The following is a 22,359-nucleotide window of genomic DNA, read 5'->3' as shown; positions in this document are numbered from 1 at the left end:
GACTAGAAACGTGCTACACTTATTTTTTGTAAGAGCTGATAAAAAAGTTTATTGAAAAATAAGAGATAGGATGTTGCATCAGCTGCTAAAAGGAGGAACAAGATGAAAACATATGATTATATTGTCATTGGCGGAGGTTCTGGAGGTATTGCTTCAGCGAATCGTGCCGGTATGCATGGAGCGAAAGTATTATTGATTGAAGGCAATGAACTAGGTGGGACGTGCGTCAATGTCGGATGTGTTCCAAAAAAAGTCATGTGGCAAGCAAGCACGATTTTAGAAACGATCGAACGTGATGCTTCAAGTTATGGTATCCAAGCAGACGTCAAACATGTTGACTTTAAAGAACTAGTAGAAAAGCGTGAGAAATACATTGATTTCCTTCATGGGGCTTATCAAAGAGGGTTAGACAGCAACAACGTAGAAGCAATCAAAGGATATGCTCGCTTTGTAGATAGTCAAACCGTCGAAGTAAACGGTGAAAGCTACCATGCGGATCACATTTTGATTGCAACTGGTGGTAAGCCAAGCAAAATGACGATTCCTGGTGGAGAATATGCCATTGATTCAAACGGCTTTTTTGCATTGACAGAATTGCCAAAACGGACGATCGTATTAGGCGCTGGCTATATCGCAGCTGAACTTTCTGGTGTGTTAAATGGCTTGGGAAGCGAAGTGATGTGGGCCTATCGCAAAGAACGTCCGTTACGTACGTTTGATAAAATGTTATCTGACAACTTGATTGAGATGTATCAAGAAGCAGGAATCCACACGTATGCAAACTTTACGGCTCGTGAAATAACAAAGAACGGGGATGTCTACACCGTTACCTTTGAAAATGGGGAAACACTAATGGCAGAGTGTGTGTTATTTGCTGGTGGACGCGTACCGAATACAGATGCATTAGACATCGAAAAAACGAACGTCGAATTAGATGAAAAAGGATTTATCAAAGTGGATAAATTCCAAAACACAAGTGACTCACACATCTATGCGATCGGTGATGTGATTGGTAAAATCGACTTGACGCCAGTAGCGATTGCCGCAGGTCGTCGTTTGTCAGAGCGACTGTTCAATGGCAAAGAAAATTCTTATTTAGACTATAATTTAGTTCCAACAGTCGTCTTTACTCATCCACCGATTGCAACCATCGGTTTGACAGAAGAGCAAGCGTTGGCGACATATGGTGAAGGACAATTGAAAATCTATCGTTCACGATTCACACCAATGTATTTTGCCTTAAACGATTATCGACAAAAATGTGAAATGAAATTGATCTGTGTGGGTGAAGAAGAAAAAATCGTTGGGTTGCATGCCATCGGCGTGGGTGTCGATGAAATGTTACAAGGTTTTGCAGTAGCCATCAAAATGGGTGCAACAAAAGCAGATTTTGATAATACAGTAGCCATTCATCCAACAGGTGCAGAAGAATTTGTTACCATGCGTTAAGTCGTTAGTAAGTGGAGAAAATGCACATACAGAAAAAGCAGACGGAATATTCGTCTGCTTTTTCTAATTTATGGGGGTAAAACTATGTATAAAGAACTGTTTCAATGTTATTCCAAAAAGAGGTTGTTGGTATTTTAGAAATTTTAATGGTTTTTGCTTTCGTTTTAGCTTGGTTCAGCTCGATGTCTGTTAAAACTAAATCGTATTGATTGACTGTATCGTAGTTTACTTGAAAAATATTATCAGTATATGTATGGATCATATGGATTGCAGGAATTTTTTTGAATAACAGTTGCTTATACAGTGCAAGTGTCCTTTCTTCCTGATAAGAAACAATCAAAATCGATACCTTTTTCTTGTAAGGAAAAACGGTCGTCAATAAAGATGGCGATAACGAAATCAATTCTAACAATAACTCTTCATAGAGTAATTGATTCCGTTTGATCATCATTAATCCAGCATGGTCAATGGCTTGATTGTACGCCTTAAGTATTTGTGGCGAATGTGTAAACAGGATTTCAGATAAAATCTGTAGATAGGTTGTTTTAAAGAACTGCCGATTTTTATTGTAATTGATCAGCTCACTTAATTTCTGAATACCATCTTGATTCAAAGAGAAGTCTTGGGACAATGAACGGTAAAAATATTCCGAGAATTGTTGGATCCGTTGGTACTCTCCATGATTGCTGGGTGTTGACTGAATACAAGGGAAATAGATTTTTTGATCTAATAGATTTGATACGGTTGTAGCGGTCACATTAAAACCGTATTCTTTGTCAATGATTGAACAAAATACTGTGTTATTTTTTATTATTTCAAAAAAAGAAGGATCATTGATTGGATTTCCTTTATTTTCTGGGATCAAATGGCCTTGTCCGATACGAATGATTGCTGTGTAAAGATAAAAACTATTTATAATCACTTTATATGTACTAATTGTTTTAGGTGTTGCTTGTTTCTTATAGTAGCGTTGTAACACATCGAATATGTGATAAAAATGTGGCAATTGCTGTGGTGTATATTGCTCACGAAACATACTGCAAAAGAATTGCCTAATATAACTTTCATCTCCAATGATTTTGAGTTTTGAAGAGATATGTATGGATAATGGTGCATTGATCTCGCAGAAATAAGTATTGATATTTGCGATGATCCGGCGAATACTTGTTTCACTTAAATATAATTTATTTGCTAATTTAGATAACGTTGGTTCTACTTCAAAAATCATCTGTAGTATTTGTACATTTGTTGATTGATTGAGAATTTGTTTGATCAAATCTTCCAAATTGATCTCTGGTGGCAATAGTAAAGAAGCCACTTGGTATTTATCGGTTTTTATGGAAACTGGTGCATATGTATGGTTAAAAAACACAATATCGGTCAATAATGTTTTTTTTGTTACTTCGAGTTGATCCGCTAAAGTAGAGCAGTCAATGGCGGACATACCTAAAAGTAAAGCTAGTTTGATCTGCCTTTCAGAAGTCTTTTCAAGCATATTTGTTCGTTTTATCATACTTTTCAGATCTTCTAAAAAATAGAAAATCTGTTATTTCACATCCTTTATTCATTTTATAAACATTATTTTATCATACTTTTCTAATTATTCGAGTTTTTCTTTTTATTATAATAGGTGGTTATTTAAAAGTGAGATTGTTTTCTTTATATAATAGTTATTTTCTTATAAAAAACATAATATGATATTCTAAATAACTAGAAGTACCCAACTGCTACATATGATAAGTAAAATCTTTCGATATATGTTTTTTTATTTTCACAACTCAAATTTTTTATCGAGGAACAAAATTTTGAGAATAACATAGATGTGTTTATTGTTTCTTCTATTTTACTTATTAAACTTTAATCATATCATCCGAGCGATGTGATAATTGAACTTGTTTTTTGTAAAACAGAAAAACTAATATTATGAAATTATCGAAAAAGCTGTACGATACATTATAGGTTTTTAAAAGAAAGGAGCTTGTTGACTATGGGTGTACTTGAAAAACAATTAGAAAGACAAATTTCATTGCTTTATTTGCTAAACATTGAGTCATCGAATATTAGTGATCTAGCCAAAGAGTTGAGTATTACAGATAAAACGATTGCGGCAGATATCGATAGTTTCAATACTGCTTGTTTTCCTGCTCGTATTGAAACGAATCAGTACAAAGAGGTAACGCTCTCGATGCCGAAGAAATTGAATTTAGATGATATATTTGTCAGGATACTTAATAATTCAACAAATGTAAAAATTTTAAAGTACATATTTATTACAGAACCTTCTCTTTCCGAGATTGCGACAAAATTATTTTTAAGTAAAACGAGTATTCGCAGAATCGTTGCAAAAATCAATACATATTTCTTGAAAGAAAAAATCAATGTCCAAATCAATTTAGAGAACAAATTAACGATCACTGGAAATGAAGTTGAGATTCGGCGTTTATTTGCAAGTATGTTCAAGGAAATTTATAAAGTTAAAGAATTTCCTTACTTCGATACGATTTACCAGATGCTTAGACGTTGTTTGAAGGCACAAAAAAGGACGGTTAGTACACCTAAAGTGATTTATTCCGTGTATTATATTTATTCTTCGATTATTCGAATTGGTAATAAACATCTTATTCCTGAAAAAGAATTGATCGACAATGAGCAAATCGTAGATACCATCTTGGAGATCATTCAAAGTGATACAGTCTTTTGTACGTTGATGAATCAAAAATATAAATTTAATGTCACACAAAAAAATGTTTCGAATATTCTCACCTCCTATTTTGGTTTAATGTTTACAGAGGTCCAACATCGTGATCAGAGATTAGAGCAGAATATTGAAAGTTTTCTTCAAAGCTTTTACAGTCTATTAGCAATTGACATGTCAATTAACTCTACGGAAATCGAATATTTTTTTGATTTCATCAATTTTTATAAAGAACTAGCCATCTTCAAAGTAAGTTATGCAGATATATTTTATAAAAAAATGATGGAGAACAATCCTAAAATCTGGCAAGCCTATCAAAAATCATTACGCATTGCTCAATTAGATTTTGTCGAACAAAGTGAACTATTACATAAAGAATTATTACTCGAATTAATCATTTCTTCAAATGATTTGTTACGGATGATTGAACCAAAAATACAAGAAAAGTCGATTTTATTATTAAGTTCTCAAGAAATTGGCTTATCTCTTCTATATAAAAATTTGATCTTACATAAGCATCCATTTTTAAAAAATATTGATATCTATGAGAAGGACGTTTTTTCGATTGATTATCAGATAATTAATCAATATGATTTGATCTTGACTGATTTGTCCTTGAATTTTGATCGAATCACGTCTGAAATTTTGAAAATCTCTAAAGTTCCGACTTCTATCTTTTGGAATAACTTTGAGCAGTGTCTTTATTCTACTTAACAGAAATCGTTATGTTACAAGTTTTTTTCATCTTTTTATCAAATTTGAAAAAATAGATAGTAGCGACAGTCGAAACTCGGGTACGCTTAAAGCACCCGCTAATTAGTGTTGGCTAGGATAGGCATATTATGGAGAAAGTGAGCTGGGGGATAAATTGAATAAGTTAGCGATTTTTTTACTGTTTGGGGTATATAGTTTGGCATTCAAGGCGTTATCTTTGATGTTTAAAATACTTTGGATAGTCACGAAAGCATTTGGTAAGTTCATTGGAAAGATGGTCAAAAATGGAATTGAAAAAAGGGCGCAAAAAAAGGCGCTTGCACGTTCACATGAAGTAGCTTCACCGCGAAGAGAAAACAATTTAGAACGTACATCTATTCATTCAAGCATATCGCAAGATAGTCGATTGAATACGCGAGTGTCACAAGCACAGCAACAAACGAATCGGCTTCGCACTTATTCTGGGCAATCTCTGACGACAGGACACTCGAGATAATGTAAATCAAGTTGAGAAGGGAGTGAGACAGATATGTCTATGGAAGATATGCCTCTAGAAGATATATCTAAAGAAAGAAAGCTTAGAGAAGATAAGCTTAAAGAAAAAAATAAAAGTAACATCAATGAATCATTTCTGTCTATATTTTCATATAAAAATGAAGCGATCATCAACAAAATCATTGGATCTCCAATTGATGAAAAAATCAGAAATGAAAGCAAAGACATAAATTTTGATACGACTCATAAGGAGTTGATCAGTGAGAAGAAAGAAAATATTGTCAAAGAGCTAAAAATTATCGATTACCAACTAGAGATTATTCGTCTAAAACGGGACATAGCGACAATCAAGGGGCTTGGAACCATCAGCCCTTCTGAGCAACAAGGGATCGATAATGAGTATGCCAGAAAACACAAGGATTTAAACAAAGCTCAAGCGACACTGGAAGGTCACCAAAAAGAATTAAACCAATATGTGAATGGTCAAAGTGTTTTAAAAGTAAATGCAAAAGATCGGCAAGTTGATACTGCCATCTTTCTCTCATTGATCAAAAAAGACGAATTTAAAAAAGAATTGACCTCCCATAGAATAGGTTTAGTAGTGGAAGAAGATGAGGTCAATAAGTTAAGGGCTGAGATTGGCAAAATCAAGAAAAGTAAAAAGACAGTCCTTGAACAAAAGGTCCAATTAGCCGAAGAGAAGGTTAAAAAAATTGAGATCGTTCAAAAAGAATTAAAGGACAAGATAGAGAAGGTCCCGGTAAAAACAGAGCAATCAGAACCTTTGCGGCGTTCCAACTCTTTTTCTGAATTTACGGCGAATAATAATGATTCAGAAGAAGTATTAAAGTCAAAATTACAAGCAATCAGTGCAATCAAGGAAGGATATCAAAATGAAATTGCTGAAACAAAAGGGCTGATTGCTTATACCGAGAAGGTTGAAACAGAAGTCGTTCATTCGGTAGAAGTAAAAGCGGAGCAAGCAAAAGAAGCAGTTGTCCTAAATCAGGCTGATCGCGAGGCGACTGTTACTACGCCTACGATTGAACGCGAACCAGCTCCAGTGATTGCGGAAGAACCAAAAAGCGATCAAGTCGATCGTGCTGCTGTTGAAAAAAATCCACCGCCGATCGATGTCAATGTGATCGTGAACGAGGCGTCAGAAAAAACGAAGCTACAGAAACCAATAGTGGAAGAACCTAAAAAAGAACCTGTTGTAAGTGAAAATCTTGAGAGTAAAAAAGCAGAGCTTATCAAAGCATATGTCGAAAATCTTCAAGCAAAAGTCGGCTTGATTGAAGCTAAAAACAAGAATACCGATGTTTTATTGAAGCGGATCAAACAGACCAATACGACCGAGGATGTGCAATTTCTAAAGGAACTTAAGGCGGTTTTAGCTGATCCTGAAAAACTCCAAAAAATGACTAAAGATTTATCTGCTGAAAGCATCAAACAGATGGATAAAGATATCAAAGGCTTACAAGAAGAAACTCGTGGGATAAAAGAACAAACGAAGAAGTTGAGTGAATTAGATCATTCAAAATTAAAACAATCATTTTTCAGAAACTCCCGAAAAATCCGTGCAGCTAGATGGTTGCTGAATCTATGGCCGATTGCCATGATACCACTTGGTATGTCTTGGGTAGGTTCCATTTTACCATCTACAGCTATGGCTATTTTTGGGCAACAGTTTGTGAACGCTGCGATTGGTTTTGTCGCTGCCAGTTTTTTTGGTTCAAAAGCAATTATTTATGCGAAAAAGAAAATTCCTCAAGTATTCAATAAGCTAGTACAGAAATTCCCAAGAGTATTTGGTCCAATTGCTCGCGGGTTGGCGAAAGCGCGGGAAAAAATGCCGTTTAGGAAACAAAAACAGCCAGCAGAACAAATGAAAGAAGCAACCCCAGTAAATGAAAAACTGACAGAAGGAATAGAGAAATCTGAAGTAACAAAAGAAGGGTCGACTTCTAAGGATCTCAAAGGCAAAGACAAAGTTGTAGCGATGGAAGCACCGACCAAAGAAGGTGCAAACACAGCTGAAATAGAAGAAAAACAATCAAGAGCCAAACGTGCGTGGGAAACAGTCCGTCATGCGCCGAAGCGGATGTTTGATTATGTCATGAAAAATAAATTATCTTTATTTATCATGTTGGCTGTACCATTGGCTCTAGGGATAGGTGGAATGTTTGCCCTATCAGCACTAGTACCGATGCTTGCAACCTCTATGGCTGCGCCATTCTTGATGCAGTTAGGTGCCGTGGCTTTGATTGGTGTCAGTATTGGAATCGGTATCCAATTATTAGACAAGTTTGTGTTCAAACGAATTGAAAGCCGTGTAGCCAAAAGAGAAGATCTGGCATTTGAAAACAAAGTAAAAGAAAAAGTTTTAGAAGGCCAAGAGCTAGGAAAGTGTCAATCTTTAGATTCAAAAGAATTTAGAGAGAAAGTATCTGCAATCGCAGGTCTTGATGAAAAAGCGAAAGCACCTGAGCAAGTTCTGACGAATGAGCAACAAAAAACGACAGAAAGATCTGAACGAACCTCTGAGACGGCGAAAGAATCGAAAGTGATTGAGATGAAACCGAGAGAGAGTACACAGCCTCAACCAAGTACCTCGCAAACGAAGGTAGAACCAACACCAGCTGGCACGAAAGAACCAGTCGCATTGACAAGTAGAGGAAATCCGACCATCGAAAGGCGGGCAAGTTTTTCCGGTACGAGTCAAGACATTGGGCGACAAGCAAGCTTTGAGTCATTAAGAAGAAACTCATTGCAATTGTCAAATGAGCGAAATAACCGCGCGCGTAGTCAGCAAACGCATGCTCAAATTCAAAATAATAAGAAAAATAAAACGACACAATTATAAAAAATAACTTTGACTGAAAGGAAATAAAAAAATTTGAAAAATTCCCGGCAGCTTATGGTAGTGCATGTGTTAGTAATTGGTATTCTGCTTTATTTTGGTAATCGTATTGGTTATTTATTTTTAGCAGAGAATACTGGGAATTTATCATTTGCAGATAATTTACTAACAGCATTCAACCGAACATTTGAAGAAATTTCCAGATTTTCACCTCAATTTTCTTATGAACCGATGTCATTAGGAATAGCAGCGGTGGCTGCTATTTCCTATGTACTTTTTGTCTTATATAAGACGTTTGATGAGAAGAATACACGCCCCAATGAAGAATATGGAAGTGCACGATGGGGAAAGTACAGCGATATCCGTGCATTTCTTGATAAGAAAAAAGACTTCAATATCTTGTTGACGAAGAGCGAAAGCTTATCATTATCCGGACGTATGAAGATTACACGAAACGATAATTTCAACCGAAATAAAAATGTCGTTGTGGTTGGAGGAGCCGGTAGTGGTAAGACGCGATTTTATGTAAAACCTAACTTGATGCAAATGCATTCCTCCTATGTCGTCAGTGATTCTAAAGGCTTATTATTAGCTGAAACAGGCAAAATGTTTGAAGAAGCGGGTTATCAAATCAAGATTTTTGACTTGATCAACCGAAGAGATACGCATCAGTACAACCCGTTTCAATATATCCAAACAGAGGATGATATCTTGAAAATCGTGAACAATCTTATCAAAAATACGACGAACCCAGATAAAAAAGGCGGAGACGATTTTTGGGAAAAAGCTGAAACAGCCTTATTGATGGCCATTTTTAGCTATTTGATCCAAGAAGTAACCGCAGAAGATCGGACGTTAGGAAACGTGATTGAATTAGTCCGTTTAGCAGATATTGAAGAAGATGTGCCTGGCTATGTCAGTCCACTAGATATTTTATTCAATGAGTTAGAACAAAAAGATCCGACAAACTTTGCGGTATCACAGTACAAGATTTTTAAACTTTCTGGTGATAAAACGACGAAAAGTATCTTAGTCAGTTTAGGGGTACGTTTGTCACCATTTGATATTCCAAGTATTAAGGAACTCGTTTCACAAGATACACTTGAGCTAGATACAGTTGGTGATGTCAAAACGATCCTATATATCTTATTGCCTGATACAGATACCAGTTTCAACTTTTTAGCGAGTATGATGTATCAGCAATTGTTTGATATGTTAGTTTATAAAGCTGATAACGTTTATAAGGGAAGATTACCTTGTCATGTCCGTTGTATCCTAGATGAGTTTGCCAATATTGGACAAATTCCTGATTTTGAAAAAGTAATTTCGGTTATTCGAAGCCGTGAAATCTCCACGAATGTCATTTTACAAAATATCAGTCAGCTGAAAACCTTGTATAAAGATACGTGGGAAACGATTATTGGTACCAGTGATGTCTTTTTATATTTAGGCGGAATGGAACAAAGTACGCACGAATATATCTCAAAATTGCTAGGTAAACAAACGATTGAACAAAGAAATACAAGCGTCACCAAAGGGAGCAATGGTTCCTTTAGTGAGAACTTCCAGAAATTAGGAAGGAACTTAATGGACCCCGATGAAGTGGCAAGTCTCAAAGGACAGGAATGTATTTTAAAAATCCGCGGAGTCCATCCGTTTTTATCAAAGAAATATGATATTGTGAAACATAAAAACTATAAGAAGTTAGGCGATGTGACAGATTCCTATATGTATGAACGAAATCTATCTGCTTAGCTAGTTCGACCAATGAATCACTCATAATAAATAGAAAGCACCTTCATTCGAATTGTAGACTGAGAATGTGGTGCTTTTTATTAGCTATAAATGGTGGATCACTGAAAAGAACAATGAAATCTGTTCATTTCATTCATCGTATTTTGCAGTAATACAGAAATATCAATTAAGAATAACATGTTTAAGGGTTATTATCGAAGGTTAATTGTAGAGGATGATTCTAGTCCTAAAAACAAAATTCATTTGATAATAGGCGATTATCCAGTTGATCTACTAAAGGAATAGGCCGAATTTATTCTAAAATTTCTATTGGAAGAAATAACTGATACAAGTAAACAGAGAATTTCGCATATACTAAATTTATGAAATAAAATAAAAAATTATTTTTACAAAAAAGGAGATTAGCAAAATTATGAATGCACAATTGTTAGAACAAGTATTTGGATTAGTTTCACAGTTTACATTAATTGGTGGTGGGCTATGGTTGATTTGGGGAACGATTATCTTAGCTGGAGCGTTAAAAGATAAAAATGGTCCTCAATTGCAACAAGGGATTTGGCAGATTGTTGGTGGTGGATTGATTCTAGTCGCTGCAGGTTGGTTTGCTACTTCATTCAACATTGGATCGTTTTTACCATAATCGTTACGCAAAAAGAAGAGTAGGAGTATAGCATATGGAATCTGCAATTATGACTATCTTTGATCAAATCATGACATTTCTTAATGGGGACGATTTAAAAAATGTTTTAGGAATGGATTTACGAAGTTACATATATGATGCCTACAGTTTAGTGGAACGACTACAGCAACACGTAGTTGGGCCACTTGCTTTATCCATTCTAGCAATTTTTATTCTTTTAGAGTTTCAGAAAATCTCAACGAAAGTTGAAGGTGCAGGTGGAGCTCCCATGTTAGGATTTGAGATGATTATCAAAGCATTGATCAAATTCGTCATTTGTTACATAGTTATTTTAAGAATTCAAAATATTCTAGATGGTATGGTTATCATTGCCGGTAATTTAACAACTAGAATTTTAACAATTGGAAATGCTTCAGCTGTAAGAGATACAGCAGATGCAGTGAGACAAGCGGTCTCTCAACTAAGTTGGTGGTCACAATTAGTCGTATTACTCGTGATGTGTATCTTGTTTTTAGCATCACTAGTTGTTCGCGTACTGGTTCAAGTCACCATTTATCTTCGTTTTTTAGAGATGTATATATTTTGTGCAATGGCGCCAATTCCGATGAGTGCTTTACCAAGTCAAGAGTTTTCAGTGATGAGCAAGGGTTTCTTCAAAAATTTCGCTGCACTCGGACTACAAGGAACATTCATCGCGCTAGTATTGGTGATTTATCCGACGATCTTCCATCGTATCATGGAAGAAGTTGGTTCAGGAATTTTCGGAATTATTTTAGGTTTGACAGTTTACATGATTGCTTTATTGCTTTCTGTAAATAAAACTAAAGGATGGGCAAAAACATTGATGTCAGCATCGTAAGGAGGAACTATGGCAGTTGAGGTAAAGATACCAAAGGATATTAAAGAATATAAAGAAAAGGTAATTGCAGGAATGAATTTAAAGCAGCTGCTTTGTTTAGCTATTGCAGCTGGAGTAAATGTCGTAATCAGTTTGATCTTCATTGCCGGCTTAAAGATTCCTATGGAAATCACAAGTTGGTTTATGATTCTTGCGTCCATTCCAATCGTTTCATTTGGTTGGTTTAAAAGAAATGGCTTGACCTTTGATATATATCTTAAACAATTTTTCAAGTACCACGTAGCACCAGGTACACGAAAAAAGAAGTCTAAGGAAGAAATGAATAAAGAAATCGAAGATGTAGGCGGGCAAGAAACATGATGAAGTTAAAAGCGCTCAAAGCGTTAAAACCAACAAAAAAACCAAAAGATGAGGAAAAACAATTTATTAGTAAACCTAAATCGAAGAAGAAAGAAGATATTGATCCTTTTAGGGATACATTTAGGTTTGAAGAGATTTATGAAAGTGGTATTTGTAAAATCGATGAGTTTACCTATTCGTTGACGCTTGAGTTACAAGATATCAATTATCAATTATCTTCTGACGATCATCAAATTGAAATTTTCTCTCAATACTGCGACTTTTTAAATTCACTGAGTAGCAAAACAAAGTTGCAATTGACTGTCTATAAAAAGAAACGACCGCTTGCTGATTTGCAATCGGTTCTTTATTACAAGGCAAAAAATGATTTCCTCGATTCGTATCGTGAGGAAATGAATCAAGTCATTTCAAGGAAATTAGATGAAGAAAAAAATGGTTTCAAAAAAACGATCTTATTTACCTTTGTGCAGAAGCACCCTACGTTAGAAATTGCACAAAAAGAATTAGAGATGGTAGCAGATCGTTTTGAAATGTTTGCTAGTCGCTTAGGCAGTCAAGCAAAAAAAGTAGAAAAAACAAAATTATTACATATGATTTCCGAAATCTTATTAACGAATGACAAGACGGTTAAAACAGAAGTCGAAGAGGTATTACCTGAAGTCATGGAATTTAAGGAAAATAAAAACCATGTAAAAATCGATGACCATTATGCAAAAACATTATATTTACAAGAATTTCCTTCTGAATTATCAGATACGTTTCTTTTTGAAATGTTAGAGATCCCACGTGAAATTGTTGTATCTTTACATATTGAACCAATGGATCAAGATGAAGCCTTCGATTTAGTGAAGACGAAATTGGCTTTTATGGAACAACAAAAAGTTGATGAGCAGAAGAAGGCGTTACAAAGTGGATATGACTTTGAGATGCTCTCTTATGAACTTTCCTATTCACTAACAGAAGCCAAAGGTCTGGTTGATGATCTACAAAACAGGGGACAAAAATTATATGCGCTAACAGGTTCTGTCTATTTCCATTCACCAACGAAAGAAAAATTGGCTGAAGTCCATGATGAAATAAACTCAGTGTCTCGACGTTTTGGCTTCAAACTCATTGAATTGGAGTTCATGCAAGAAAATGGCTTGAATGCGACCTTACCTTTGGGAATCAATGCAATCCCATTAGATCGAACACTTTCAACAGCGAGTACCGCCATTTTTATCCCATTCACGATTTCGGATTTGATTCAGGAAAATGGGAAGTATTATGGTGTCAATGCGATCTCAAAAAATATTCTTTCACTCGATCGAAAATTATTAAAAGCACCGAATGGATTTGTTCTAGGAACACCAGGTTCTGGTAAAAGTTTCTCAGTCAAACGTGAAATCGTCAATGTACTATTGCGAGACGCGGATGATGAAGTGATCATTATCGATCCTGAGCGAGAATATTCTGTTATTGGTCAAAATTTTAACGGTGAGATCATCAAAATCTCTAGTGATTCACCGACAACGATCAATCCAATGGATATCAATGAAAACTATGGAGATGATACCGATCCAGTCGTGCTAAAATCGGAGTTTCTGATTTCGTTGTTTGACCTGATTATTGGTGGAGCCTTGGGGCTAAGTTCGGCACAAAAGACATTGATTGACCGAGTTTGTCGTCGAACGTATGAAGTATTGAATGATCGTACGCCAACCTTCATTGACTTTTATAATATTTTAAAAGAACAAGAAGAAGAAGCCAAGCAATTAGTCATGGATCTAGAAATCTATATTGAAGGAAGTTTGTCGGTCTTTTCTGCAGAGACGAATGTCGATATTACCAAGCGTTTAGTGATCTATGATATCAAGGATCTAGGAAAACAATTGAAAACGATGGGGATGCTGATCGTATTAGACCAAGTATGGAATCGAATCACGACCAACCGTGAACGAGGCGTTCGAACGTGGTTATATATTGATGAGATGCAGCTTTTGTTTACGAATGAATATTCTGAGAATTACTTCTTTGAACTGTGGAGTCGTGCGCGAAAATGGGGAGCGATCCCGACTGGCATTACCCAGAACGTCGAAACCTTACTACTGTCTGATTTAGCTCGACGGATGTTGTCAAATAGCGATTTTATCATGATGTTGAATCAAGCAAAATCAGACCGTACACAGCTAGTTAGACTGTTTGATATTTCAGAAGAACAAGAAAAATACGTAGTGAACTCTCCAGAAGGTTATGGTCTTATGGTATTTGGGGATACAACGTTACCATTTTATGATCACTTCCCTAAAGATACACAGCTCTATAAGATGATGTCAACGAAACCTGGGGAAACTTGATAGGCATACGGGAAAGGAAACAGGAAAGTGGCTGATTCAAAAATTTTAGACAAGAACAGGGCAGGTAAGAATGCTACAACTACCAGTACAAATAATAAAAGAATGGTAGTAAAAGGTAGCAAACTATCTTTAAAAAAAGGCAGTTCTATCAGTACTTCTCGAAGAAAAAAGCTGATGAAGTTATTGAAGGGGAACAATCCTCATATCAAAAGAAAATCACAGCAAGCGATTTTTCAGAGAAACAAAAGTAAAAATGATAAAAACAATGTGAATCAGAAACCTTTAGATAGCATCAATAAAGGCAAATCGGTCAATACTCAGAGCATCCATCGGCGAAAAAGAGTTCGAGAGAGTCGAAGAGATGAGCTAAAGCAACAGCAACATGATTCAATGATGCGCCCTAATAAAGTCGATACAACCATCGCTCCTGCTCCTGTTACTAATAACAACACAGAACAAAAAAAAGAAAAAGCGAATACTCAAGCAATCTTCAATCAAAAGAACCGCCATCAACAGATTCGTGAACAACAAAAGAAAAATACTACCTATAAAGGATACATCAGTAAAGTAAAGCTAGAAAAGCAAACCGGACAACAAGAGAGAATCAGCTCTACCACATCGAAGATACGTCATAAAAATGACAGAAAAGCGTTACACCTTTCTAAAAATGAACAGCTTGAAAAAAAGAAAAGAAATAATAAGCGAAAAGAAGGAAAAAAGAAGGTAGCAGCTAAAAGGAATATGCGGGCCAAATTAGATAATATGTTAAAAAATCAAGTTTCGCCTAAAAATCCTTTTAAAAATAAAATCAAAGATTTGATTATTGATAAGGTTGGGCGAGATGAAGAGGGTAATTTGAATTTGGTTGGTATGCTTATCACCATACTTATTATTCTAAAGTTACCTATCTTATTGAAATTGATCGTAGTCATCTTGATTGTTGCAGTGATCATTGCGATCATTGCAATCTTCGTTTCTTTTTGGACAACGATTTTAAGTTTATTTGTCGTAAAAACAGAGTCGATGATGATTACCGAAGCATACAACTATGTCACGTGGTTAGATACTTATAAAAACAAAGAGGTATATGATACGTACAATCGACTAGTTGATGATCCGGAGCATGATGAGGTTTATTTTGAAGTTAACGGGATTGAATCTGATCCAGAGCAATTTATGTATGTATCCAATGGAGATAACTATATCTACTACTTAAATGCAAAATTTGAAGATTATGATATCGATAATATTGCCATTGCTACCTATCGAAAAAGAGTGGCTGAAAAAACAGGTGTCTGGATTCCATGGTCATGGAGGGATAACACATATGCTGTTTTTCAGGACGCACCACACCCATTATCACCTGAACCTATCAAAGTATTCACTGTAAAAGATGAAATCCATGCATTACATGACATGGTCTACAACTACACGACCGTCATTGAAAAAGACAAAGAAGTTGAAACCGTTGTGATCACGGTGGATAAAGAAACAGGTGAAGAGCATACTGAAGTAAAACGTGAGAAAAAAGATGTTGCGACCGTCAAAATCAATGTCCAAACAATTGGTGAAATGTTTGACTCGGATCCTGAAGTAGAAGTCTATGTGGCTAGGCGTTATTCAAGAGATGACGATTACTATGGACGAGTCATTGCTTTTGATGAAGATGAAGTAGATAAATATTACCCAATCATGGAGAAAGATCGCTTTGAAGATAAAATTTTCATGGCTAATCCATTTGGTAAGATGAACTACGCAAACGTGGTGGATAATTTTGGCTATCGTCGACGTGATCCTAATACGCAACACTACCAAATCGCTTTGGAAGCAGAACCTGGAACTCCTGTTTATGCTACCACCTTTGAGACAGTGGAAAGTATCAACTATAGTTATCAGGCTGGTCATACAGATGGTTCAGCACCTGTAACGACAGCGATAGAAACGGATACAGGTCTGTATTATGCCTATTATGTCAATATCGATCCAGTAGTGAGACCAGGAAGAACGTTAGAAGCAGGTGATTTGATTGGTTATACAAGAAATCAGTTTGATGGAAATTTATTGGTTGCAATGAAAGAATACCGTTTCTGGCATAAAGATCCGGATGTTTATCCAGCAATCTACATCAATAATCTAGTCTTTAGTACAGATACCAACTTAGCCTATATGCGTAATGGTGGCGGGTTACATGGGAATCTGATCAATCCCCCATTAGCAGTTACTAAATGGCAAAATAGAGTTGCAGAGCAAACGAGCAAACATGGCATTGAAGCATTTACTAATGCCATTTTATCCATGATATGGGTAGAATCTGGTGGAAATGAAGCCATTCAACCAGATATCATGAATGCGCAACTGGCACTATCCTCTCCAGATCGAATCACCACGCCAGAGGAATCCATTGAAAAAGGCGTCGAACATTTTGCTTATCTGCTCAAAAAAGCACAAAGCAATAATCTTAATGGCCTTGCAGCGGTTCAAGCCTATAATTATGGCGAAGCGTATCTCGATGATCTGATCAAACGAAATGCGCCATATTCCTTTGAAGATGCACGCTTGTATGCGCAAATGAAAAGTAATAATCAAACCATTCCGTTCAATCATATTGTTGCGCAAGGATTGGGCTATAACTGGCGATACGTTTTTGGCAATATGTTTTACACCGCAATGGTTACAAGGAATATCATGGCAGATACAGGCAGATTGGCTGAACTGGCTAGAAGAGAACTTGGCAATCCGAATGGTGAGAAGTATTGGCGATGGGCTGGATTCAATCATCGAATGGAGTGGTCTGCCGTATTCGTTTCGTGGATAGCGAATGAAGCAGGTTACTTAGAACAAGGTCGAGTATTAAACACCGCAAATGTTCTTGATATGAAAGAATGGTTTGAAGCGAATGATAAGTTCAAAACACATGATGAAAACTATGTTCCTCAGTCTGGCGATCTTGTATTTTTTGACTGGTCTGGTGGAAGAACAGGAAAAGACCATGTAGGGATCGTTGAGTATTCTGGCGGAAATATTATTCAGGTTATCGAAGGTAACTCTGACAATCTAGTAAGAAGAAGAACTTACGCCATTGGGAGTAATGTTATTTCAGGATATGGACTTCCTTAAGAAGATAAAACTGAAAATAATTGACAGATGGTTTAGAGGATATCTTGAAAGGAGGAAGTATGTTAAAAAATTTTTTAGAAACAGAGTCAGGTAAAAAAATAATTATCGGACTTGGATTGTTTGTTGTTGTGGTTGCTGGGCTCGTAGGGTATTCATTAATGAATACTGCACAAGAAAATACAGGTAAATCAACAGACTCAACGACAGAAGAACAAGCAACAACAGAGTCAAGAGATCGTTTTAACGCAACGATCTACAGTGGCACCTGGTATTCTAATCTACCAGATGATACAGAAATCGTATTAGCAACTGATGGAACCTATAAAGTCTCTAGTGATTGGTTTGAATCAGGGACCTATTATTTAAATACAAGTGGTCAGGTAGTTTTAGAAAACGATAATAAGCAAACCAAAGAATTTGCCCTACAAACTAAGATGGGAAACACGATCTTATATCGAGAAGATGATGGGGAAGATGTGTATCTTTATCCTACAGAAGAAGTAAAAGCGCAGTTAGAAGCAGAAATTTCTGAGCAGATTGAAGCCGCGCAACGAGCAGTTTCACAAATGTGGATGGATATCTTGATGCAAGGAACATGGGAAAATACGAACAATAGTCGTTCCTTTACATTAGACTTTGGAGAAGACACATTTACTCAGAAAAAAATTGAAGAAGGGAGATCAGATGAAGAAGTAACGTTTGAGTATCGAATTGTTTCATTTGATACCGATCATGAGGGTGCCAACTTTGTCGTCAATCGAACAGACAGTGGGAATCTACAAAAAACAATCACTTTTAGAATCACTGAAGAAGCGAATCAATACAGGTTGCTCGGAAATGAAGGAAGCTTCCAATGGAACACTCTATTTGAAAAGCCGTATGAGTCTGTACAAATGACACAAGATGGAACGAGTCGTTCAGACACCTCAAGAACACAAGAAACCACAGATGAAGAGGGCAATACAGTCACTATAACAGAAAGAGATGTGACCTAAATGCATAATAACGCAGATAAAGATCCAGAAATCGATAAGCTCGAGAATATTTTCAAAAGAATGTTTCAAAAAGGGCCAATTTGGCTCTATAGATTCGTAAAAACAGTTTTCCGATTAGGAATGAAAGTATATCGAAAAGTCCAGGTATTTCGACAAAAACGTAAAGAAGCACGAGAAAATCCAAAAAGTAAAGATCCAAAAGAAAAAGGAATTCTAGCCAGAGCTTGGCATTTCTTAAGGCAAAAATACAGAACGTATCAGCAAAATCGTGCAGATGGAAGAGAAAAGTTAATAGACAAAGAGCCAAAAGATAAGGGAACTTTATCTAAAGCTTGGAACTTTGCTAAGCGAAAACTTGTTATTAGTAGAGACCATCTGACAAGAGAACAGGGGACTGCGTCAATGTCTCATGGACGAAGTTCAGCTGAAAAGCCTTTACTGTCTAGAAGTAATTCAGCTGAAAAAGGCGGCACTCCAGATGGAAAGCCAAGACTATCCGCAATGACGAATAGAGCGAATAGTCAAGCAAAACTACACAATGATGCATTAAGAAGTCAAGGCTTGGCAAGAAACCCACTAGCAAAAGGTACACCATTACCAACGAGATAGTCTGTAGATCTAGAGAAAAAACAGGTGGAGAATTTCCACCTGTTTTTTTATGTTTATAGTTGATTGAGAAGAATCGTTGCGAATAAGCCAAGTGCATAACTACTGTTGAATAAAATCATGTTTTTGATCGAATAGCTAAAACTGATAGGCTGCGGTAGACTCTCTTTGAATAGCTGAAGATTAAGATAGATTTTTGGTAAAGTCAAGAAAGCCAGAAGGATCGGCCATTGAAAAATACCGCTGATCAGTCCGATGAATAGAATAAAATAGCACGCGTACATCAAGAGTTGGAAAAGCATGATCCCGATTGGGCGACCGATGTAGAAGACCAACGTATAGCGATGATTTTCAATATCTCGCTCCAAATCGCGTAAATTATTCGCTAACATAATATTTGCAATTGTAAAAACAAGTGGGAGTGCTGCTAGGAAGATGGCGGCTACTGCCCAGATATTGCCGGATAAATTGAAGGTGCCAGTTGCTAAAGATAGGTTTAGATCAAATAGATCGCTACGGTGAGTGTTGATATAAATGACCATCGTAAAGATCCCTAAACCCATGGTAAAACCGCTGAAAATCTCTCCTAACGGCATGCGTGATAAAGGGATAGGACCAAAAGTATAAAAGATCCCAATAAAGCAACAAATCATACCCATCAGTAACAATAACCAACCGGTCCTCAACGTAAGTACTATACCTATGACTAAGACAAAAGCAATCATTCCCAAAATCATGTTTCGTACGAGCTTTGGTGAAATACCAGTCCGTCCAATGACGTTCTCTTCATATTTGTAAATTTCCGAATGTGCTTTTTCATAATCCATATAGTTATTGATTGCGGTAGTTGCCAAGTCAAAGACAAGCATACCAATAAAAAACAGTAAAGTGTTCAACCACTGTATTTCGTGAAAAAAAGCGATAGAGAATAAAACCCCTATCGCAAAAGGAAATACACTAGCGACTTTCGTACGTAGTTCAACTACTTCTAAAAAGATTTTTAGTGTCATATCAGTTACTCCTTAGTTTAATTCAGAACGATCGCCCATGGTATATTTTGAATCTTCGGCGAGTTTGAAAGTGTCTTTGATTGGATCTGTCACATAGACCTTATCATCTTTTGTCACAAAAATCGCCTCAGTCCCATCATTCAGTTTATCCTCGATATAAGCCAAGCCATCTTTTACACCCATGGCAAAGACCGCAGTAGATAGTCCGTCTCCATCAATGGATTCATCTGTGATGATCGTGACACCAGCGATGTCATTATCAAATGGATAACCAGTTTTTGGATCAAACAAGTGATGATACTTCACGCCATCGACTTCTAAATAGCGCTCATAGATTCCAGATGTGACTAATGTTTTATTTCGTTCTTTGATCGAGCCGAGGATCGAACCACGAGCAAGATTTGGATCTTGGATACCGACTGTCCAATCTTGATCTTCTCCTCTAGGACTGTGTCCAAGAACATAGACATTCCCACCTAGATCGACGATCGCAGTCGTTACATCATTGTCTTTCAAGACTTTGACGACTTCATCGGTAATGAACCCTTTCGCAATTGCCCCTAGATCAAGGATCATGCCTTTTTCTTGCAAGTAAACAGTCTTTTCTTCATCATTGAATTGGACTTTATGGTAGTCGACTAACTTCAATGCTTCATCAATTTCTGCTTGAGATGGCTTACGGGCATCATCGAAACCGATACGCCATAGTTGTGTGATTGGACCGATTGCCATATCAAAGCCTCCATGGGAGTCTTCGCTGTACTCATACGCACGTTTTAATAAACGGTACACATCATCAGATACTTTGACTGGTTTGATCCCTGCTTGTTGATTGATTTCATCAACTTCGGAGCCGCTTTGATTGATCGTGATTTTATCACCCAACTCTTTGACACGGTCAAAAGCAGGTTTTAATACGTCTTCTTTCCCTTCATCGTAGATACGGATACGCACGTAAGTACCAAGTAAAAATTGTTCATCTGTGTAAGGGTCAGAAAGCAGTGAAGTGTTGTTCTCTTGTTTTCCTTCGGTTTTTTGATCTGTGCTACAACCCGCAATGGTCAGTAGACACAAGAGCAAGGCGAAAGGGAGTAATCGTTTCTTCAACATCTATTCCTCATTTCTTTTTATCTATTTCTTATTTCACATAAAAGAACTCTCTTAGTGAAATCAAAAGTAAGTTCATGCTTTGTATTCTAATATAATCTGGCAGGAATGAACATCTTTTTTTCGGGGCATGTGGTGTTTGTGCAGATAGACATAGAAAAAAGAGATGTGACAGTTGCCACATCTCCAAAAGGATTATCATAAAGGCAGATGAGCCTTTTGTAGGACAAAGTTTATTTTGTCACAATGTTATCGACTTCGATTGTTTGTGTGTCGCCTTTTTCAGCGGCATTCACTAATTGTTGTGCGTACATGATGAATGAATGTGCACTGTGTGTTGCGCCAGTCACCACTTCCACATCAGCTGGAGAACCATCTTCTTCGCCCATTGCTGAAACAAGTTCATCGTTTAATTCTGGGATGTAAGTTTGAGGGTCAGTACCAGATTTTTCTTTCATTTTTTCGTTGTATTCTGTGTCATCTTGTTTTGATTTGCCATCTGCATCGATGTAGTCAAAGTTTGATTCAGTGACTTTGCCATCTGCAACTGTCAATTCAAATTGCACACGGTAGCCATTTGAATAGTTTTTCTCTTCTAATTTGTATGTGCCGTCTTTAAGTTCTGCACCATTGTCGATTTCAATCGTTTCTGTGTTGCCTGCTTGAGCCGCTTGGATCAATTGTTGTGCATAGTTTTGGAAGCTTTCTGATGAATGTGTCGCACCAGTCACAACTTCTACACCACTTGCGCTTTGTGCACTTAGCAATTGTTCATTTAATTCAGGAATGAACATCTCTGGATTTGTACCAGATTTCTCTTCCATTTTTTCGTTGTATTCTGTGTCATCTTGTTTTGATTTGCCATCTGCATCGATGTAATCAAAATTTGATTCAGTGATCTTGCCGTCTTTCACGACCATTTCAAAGACTGAACGGTAACCATTAGAGTAGTTTTTCTCTTCTAACTTATATGTACCGTCTTGTAATTCTCCACCAGCAACGATTTCCTTAGATGATTCTGTTGTACTAGTTTCTGTTGTTGAAGATTGTGCAGTAGAAGTAGAAGAAGATGTACTACTTGAACTATCATTGTTATCTGATCCACAAGCTCCTAGCAATAATGTTGAGAATGCTAATACCGCAAACCCCGTAACAAACCGATTTTTCTTCATTTTTTAACCCCGCCATTTCATTTTTTATCCACAAATTCCTTGTGATTCATTATACATTCTAATAGAATTCATCAATAAGTCAACCGTTTTACAAAAATAACGATAGTGATTTAATTGAGCGTTTTCTTTCTGGAAGTTTCGTGAAAAACAGGCGTTTTTATTGTAACAAAAAAACATAAAAAGGTG

General features: G+C 36.5%; 16 protein-coding genes. 12 read left to right on the top strand and 4 right to left on the bottom strand.

The features are described 5' to 3' along the window. Positions 1-102 precede the first annotated feature (102 nt). Positions 103-1,449: a glutathione-disulfide reductase gene (gor, locus tag CUS89_RS01250; protein WP_104870736.1), complete on the top strand. Its 1,347-nt coding sequence runs from the start codon at positions 103-105 to the stop codon at positions 1,447-1,449. Positions 1,450-1,531: 82 nt separating this feature from the next. Here gor and CUS89_RS01245 read toward each other — a convergent pair whose 3' ends face one another. Further along, positions 1,532-2,962, bottom strand: a complete 1,431-nt coding sequence (locus tag CUS89_RS01245) for a helix-turn-helix domain-containing protein (RefSeq protein ID WP_104870735.1) — start codon at positions 2,960-2,962, stop codon at positions 1,532-1,534. 474 nt (positions 2,963-3,436) lie between these two features. On the opposite strand from CUS89_RS01245, the gene CUS89_RS01240 reads away from it, so the two are divergent. The 11 genes from CUS89_RS01240 to CUS89_RS01190 all read left to right on the top strand — a co-directional run bounded on the left by CUS89_RS01240 (position 3,437) and on the right by CUS89_RS01190 (position 18,887). Beyond that, on the top strand, positions 3,437-4,858 hold the full coding sequence (locus tag CUS89_RS01240) for a helix-turn-helix domain-containing protein (protein WP_104870734.1): 1,422 nt from the start codon (positions 3,437-3,439) through the stop codon (positions 4,856-4,858). Positions 4,859-5,012: 154 nt separating this feature from the next. Beyond that, on the top strand, positions 5,013-5,354 hold the full coding sequence (locus tag CUS89_RS01235) for a hypothetical protein (RefSeq protein ID WP_104870733.1): 342 nt from the start codon (positions 5,013-5,015) through the stop codon (positions 5,352-5,354). A gap of 33 nt (positions 5,355-5,387) precedes the next feature. After that, a complete protein-coding gene (locus CUS89_RS01230; RefSeq protein WP_104870732.1) occupies positions 5,388-8,219 on the top strand; it encodes a hypothetical protein in 2,832 nt (943 codons plus the stop codon). A gap of 54 nt (positions 8,220-8,273) precedes the next feature. Then, positions 8,274-9,971 carry a VirD4-like conjugal transfer protein, CD1115 family gene (locus CUS89_RS01225; protein ID WP_104870731.1) on the top strand — a complete coding sequence of 566 codons (1,698 nt, stop codon included), beginning with the start codon at positions 8,274-8,276 and terminating at the stop codon, positions 9,969-9,971. Positions 9,972-10,383: 412 nt separating this feature from the next. Then, the gene (locus CUS89_RS01220; protein ID WP_019722809.1) at positions 10,384-10,611 is read left to right on the top strand and encodes a hypothetical protein; all 228 of its coding nucleotides are present in this window, start codon (positions 10,384-10,386) and stop codon (positions 10,609-10,611) included. Positions 10,612-10,645: 34 nt separating this feature from the next. Next, positions 10,646-11,470, top strand: a complete 825-nt coding sequence (locus CUS89_RS01215; protein ID WP_065096506.1) for a hypothetical protein — start codon at positions 10,646-10,648, stop codon at positions 11,468-11,470. 9 nt (positions 11,471-11,479) lie between these two features. Beyond that, positions 11,480-11,830, top strand: coding sequence for a PrgI family protein (locus CUS89_RS01210; protein WP_104870730.1), 351 nt, complete (start codon positions 11,480-11,482; stop codon positions 11,828-11,830). Then, positions 11,827-14,166 carry a VirB4-like conjugal transfer ATPase, CD1110 family gene (locus CUS89_RS01205; RefSeq protein ID WP_104870729.1) on the top strand — a complete coding sequence of 780 codons (2,340 nt, stop codon included), beginning with the start codon at positions 11,827-11,829 and terminating at the stop codon, positions 14,164-14,166. Before CUS89_RS01210 ends, CUS89_RS01205 begins: the two co-directional genes overlap by 4 nt. A gap of 27 nt (positions 14,167-14,193) precedes the next feature. Then, positions 14,194-17,283, top strand: coding sequence for a lysozyme family protein (locus tag CUS89_RS01200; protein ID WP_258082366.1), 3,090 nt, complete (start codon positions 14,194-14,196; stop codon positions 17,281-17,283). 59 nt (positions 17,284-17,342) lie between these two features. After that, a complete protein-coding gene (locus tag CUS89_RS01195) occupies positions 17,343-18,278 on the top strand; it encodes a hypothetical protein (protein ID WP_104870728.1) in 936 nt (311 codons plus the stop codon). Continuing rightward, the gene (locus CUS89_RS01190; RefSeq protein WP_104870727.1) at positions 18,279-18,887 is read left to right on the top strand and encodes a hypothetical protein; all 609 of its coding nucleotides are present in this window, start codon (positions 18,279-18,281) and stop codon (positions 18,885-18,887) included. A 53-nt stretch (positions 18,888-18,940) separates the two neighbouring features. On the opposite strand, the gene menA is transcribed toward CUS89_RS01190, so the two are convergent. From menA to pplA, 3 genes are all read right to left on the bottom strand, one after another. Beyond that, positions 18,941-19,894, bottom strand: a complete 954-nt coding sequence (gene menA / locus CUS89_RS01185) for a 1,4-dihydroxy-2-naphthoate polyprenyltransferase (protein WP_104870726.1) — start codon at positions 19,892-19,894, stop codon at positions 18,941-18,943. Positions 19,895-19,906: 12 nt separating this feature from the next. After that, a complete protein-coding gene (locus CUS89_RS01180) occupies positions 19,907-21,004 on the bottom strand; it encodes an FAD:protein FMN transferase (RefSeq protein ID WP_104870725.1) in 1,098 nt (365 codons plus the stop codon). Positions 21,005-21,234: 230 nt separating this feature from the next. Next, on the bottom strand, positions 21,235-22,173 hold the full coding sequence (gene pplA / locus CUS89_RS01175) for an extracellular electron transfer flavoprotein PplA (RefSeq protein ID WP_104870724.1): 939 nt from the start codon (positions 22,171-22,173) through the stop codon (positions 21,235-21,237). Positions 22,174-22,359: the final 186 nt, after the last annotated feature.

It is taken from the genome of Enterococcus mundtii (assembly GCF_002947535.1).
Classification (GTDB): Bacteria; Bacillota; Bacilli; order Lactobacillales; family Enterococcaceae; genus Enterococcus_B; species Enterococcus_B mundtii_B.
Note: the sequence above shows the minus strand (reverse complement) of the source record. Positions and strands in the feature narration are given on the sequence as shown.

Bases quoted from the DNA above. Each gene is read 5' to 3' on its own strand.
- pplA (WP_104870724.1), bottom strand. From the start codon at position 22,173: ATGAAGAAAAATCGGTTTGTTACGGGGTTTGCGGTATTAGCATTCTCA.
- CUS89_RS01210 (WP_104870730.1), top strand. From the start codon at position 11,480: ATGGCAGTTGAGGTAAAGATACCAAAGGATATTAAAGAATATAAAGAA.
- menA (WP_104870726.1), bottom strand. From the start codon at position 19,894: ATGACACTAAAAATCTTTTTAGAAGTAGTTGAACTACGTACGAAAGTC.
- CUS89_RS01245 (WP_104870735.1), bottom strand. From the start codon at position 2,962: ATGATAAAACGAACAAATATGCTTGAAAAGACTTCTGAAAGGCAGATC.
- CUS89_RS01205 (WP_104870729.1), top strand. From the start codon at position 11,827: ATGATGAAGTTAAAAGCGCTCAAAGCGTTAAAACCAACAAAAAAACCA.
- CUS89_RS01195 (WP_104870728.1), top strand. From the start codon at position 17,343: ATGTTAAAAAATTTTTTAGAAACAGAGTCAGGTAAAAAAATAATTATC.
- CUS89_RS01180 (WP_104870725.1), bottom strand. From the start codon at position 21,004: ATGTTGAAGAAACGATTACTCCCTTTCGCCTTGCTCTTGTGTCTACTG.
- CUS89_RS01230 (WP_104870732.1), top strand. From the start codon at position 5,388: ATGTCTATGGAAGATATGCCTCTAGAAGATATATCTAAAGAAAGAAAG.
- CUS89_RS01225 (WP_104870731.1), top strand. From the start codon at position 8,274: ATGGTAGTGCATGTGTTAGTAATTGGTATTCTGCTTTATTTTGGTAAT.
- CUS89_RS01190 (WP_104870727.1), top strand. From the start codon at position 18,279: ATGCATAATAACGCAGATAAAGATCCAGAAATCGATAAGCTCGAGAAT.
- gor (WP_104870736.1), top strand. From the start codon at position 103: ATGAAAACATATGATTATATTGTCATTGGCGGAGGTTCTGGAGGTATT.
- CUS89_RS01220 (WP_019722809.1), top strand. From the start codon at position 10,384: ATGAATGCACAATTGTTAGAACAAGTATTTGGATTAGTTTCACAGTTT.
- CUS89_RS01240 (WP_104870734.1), top strand. From the start codon at position 3,437: ATGGGTGTACTTGAAAAACAATTAGAAAGACAAATTTCATTGCTTTAT.
- CUS89_RS01215 (WP_065096506.1), top strand. From the start codon at position 10,646: ATGGAATCTGCAATTATGACTATCTTTGATCAAATCATGACATTTCTT.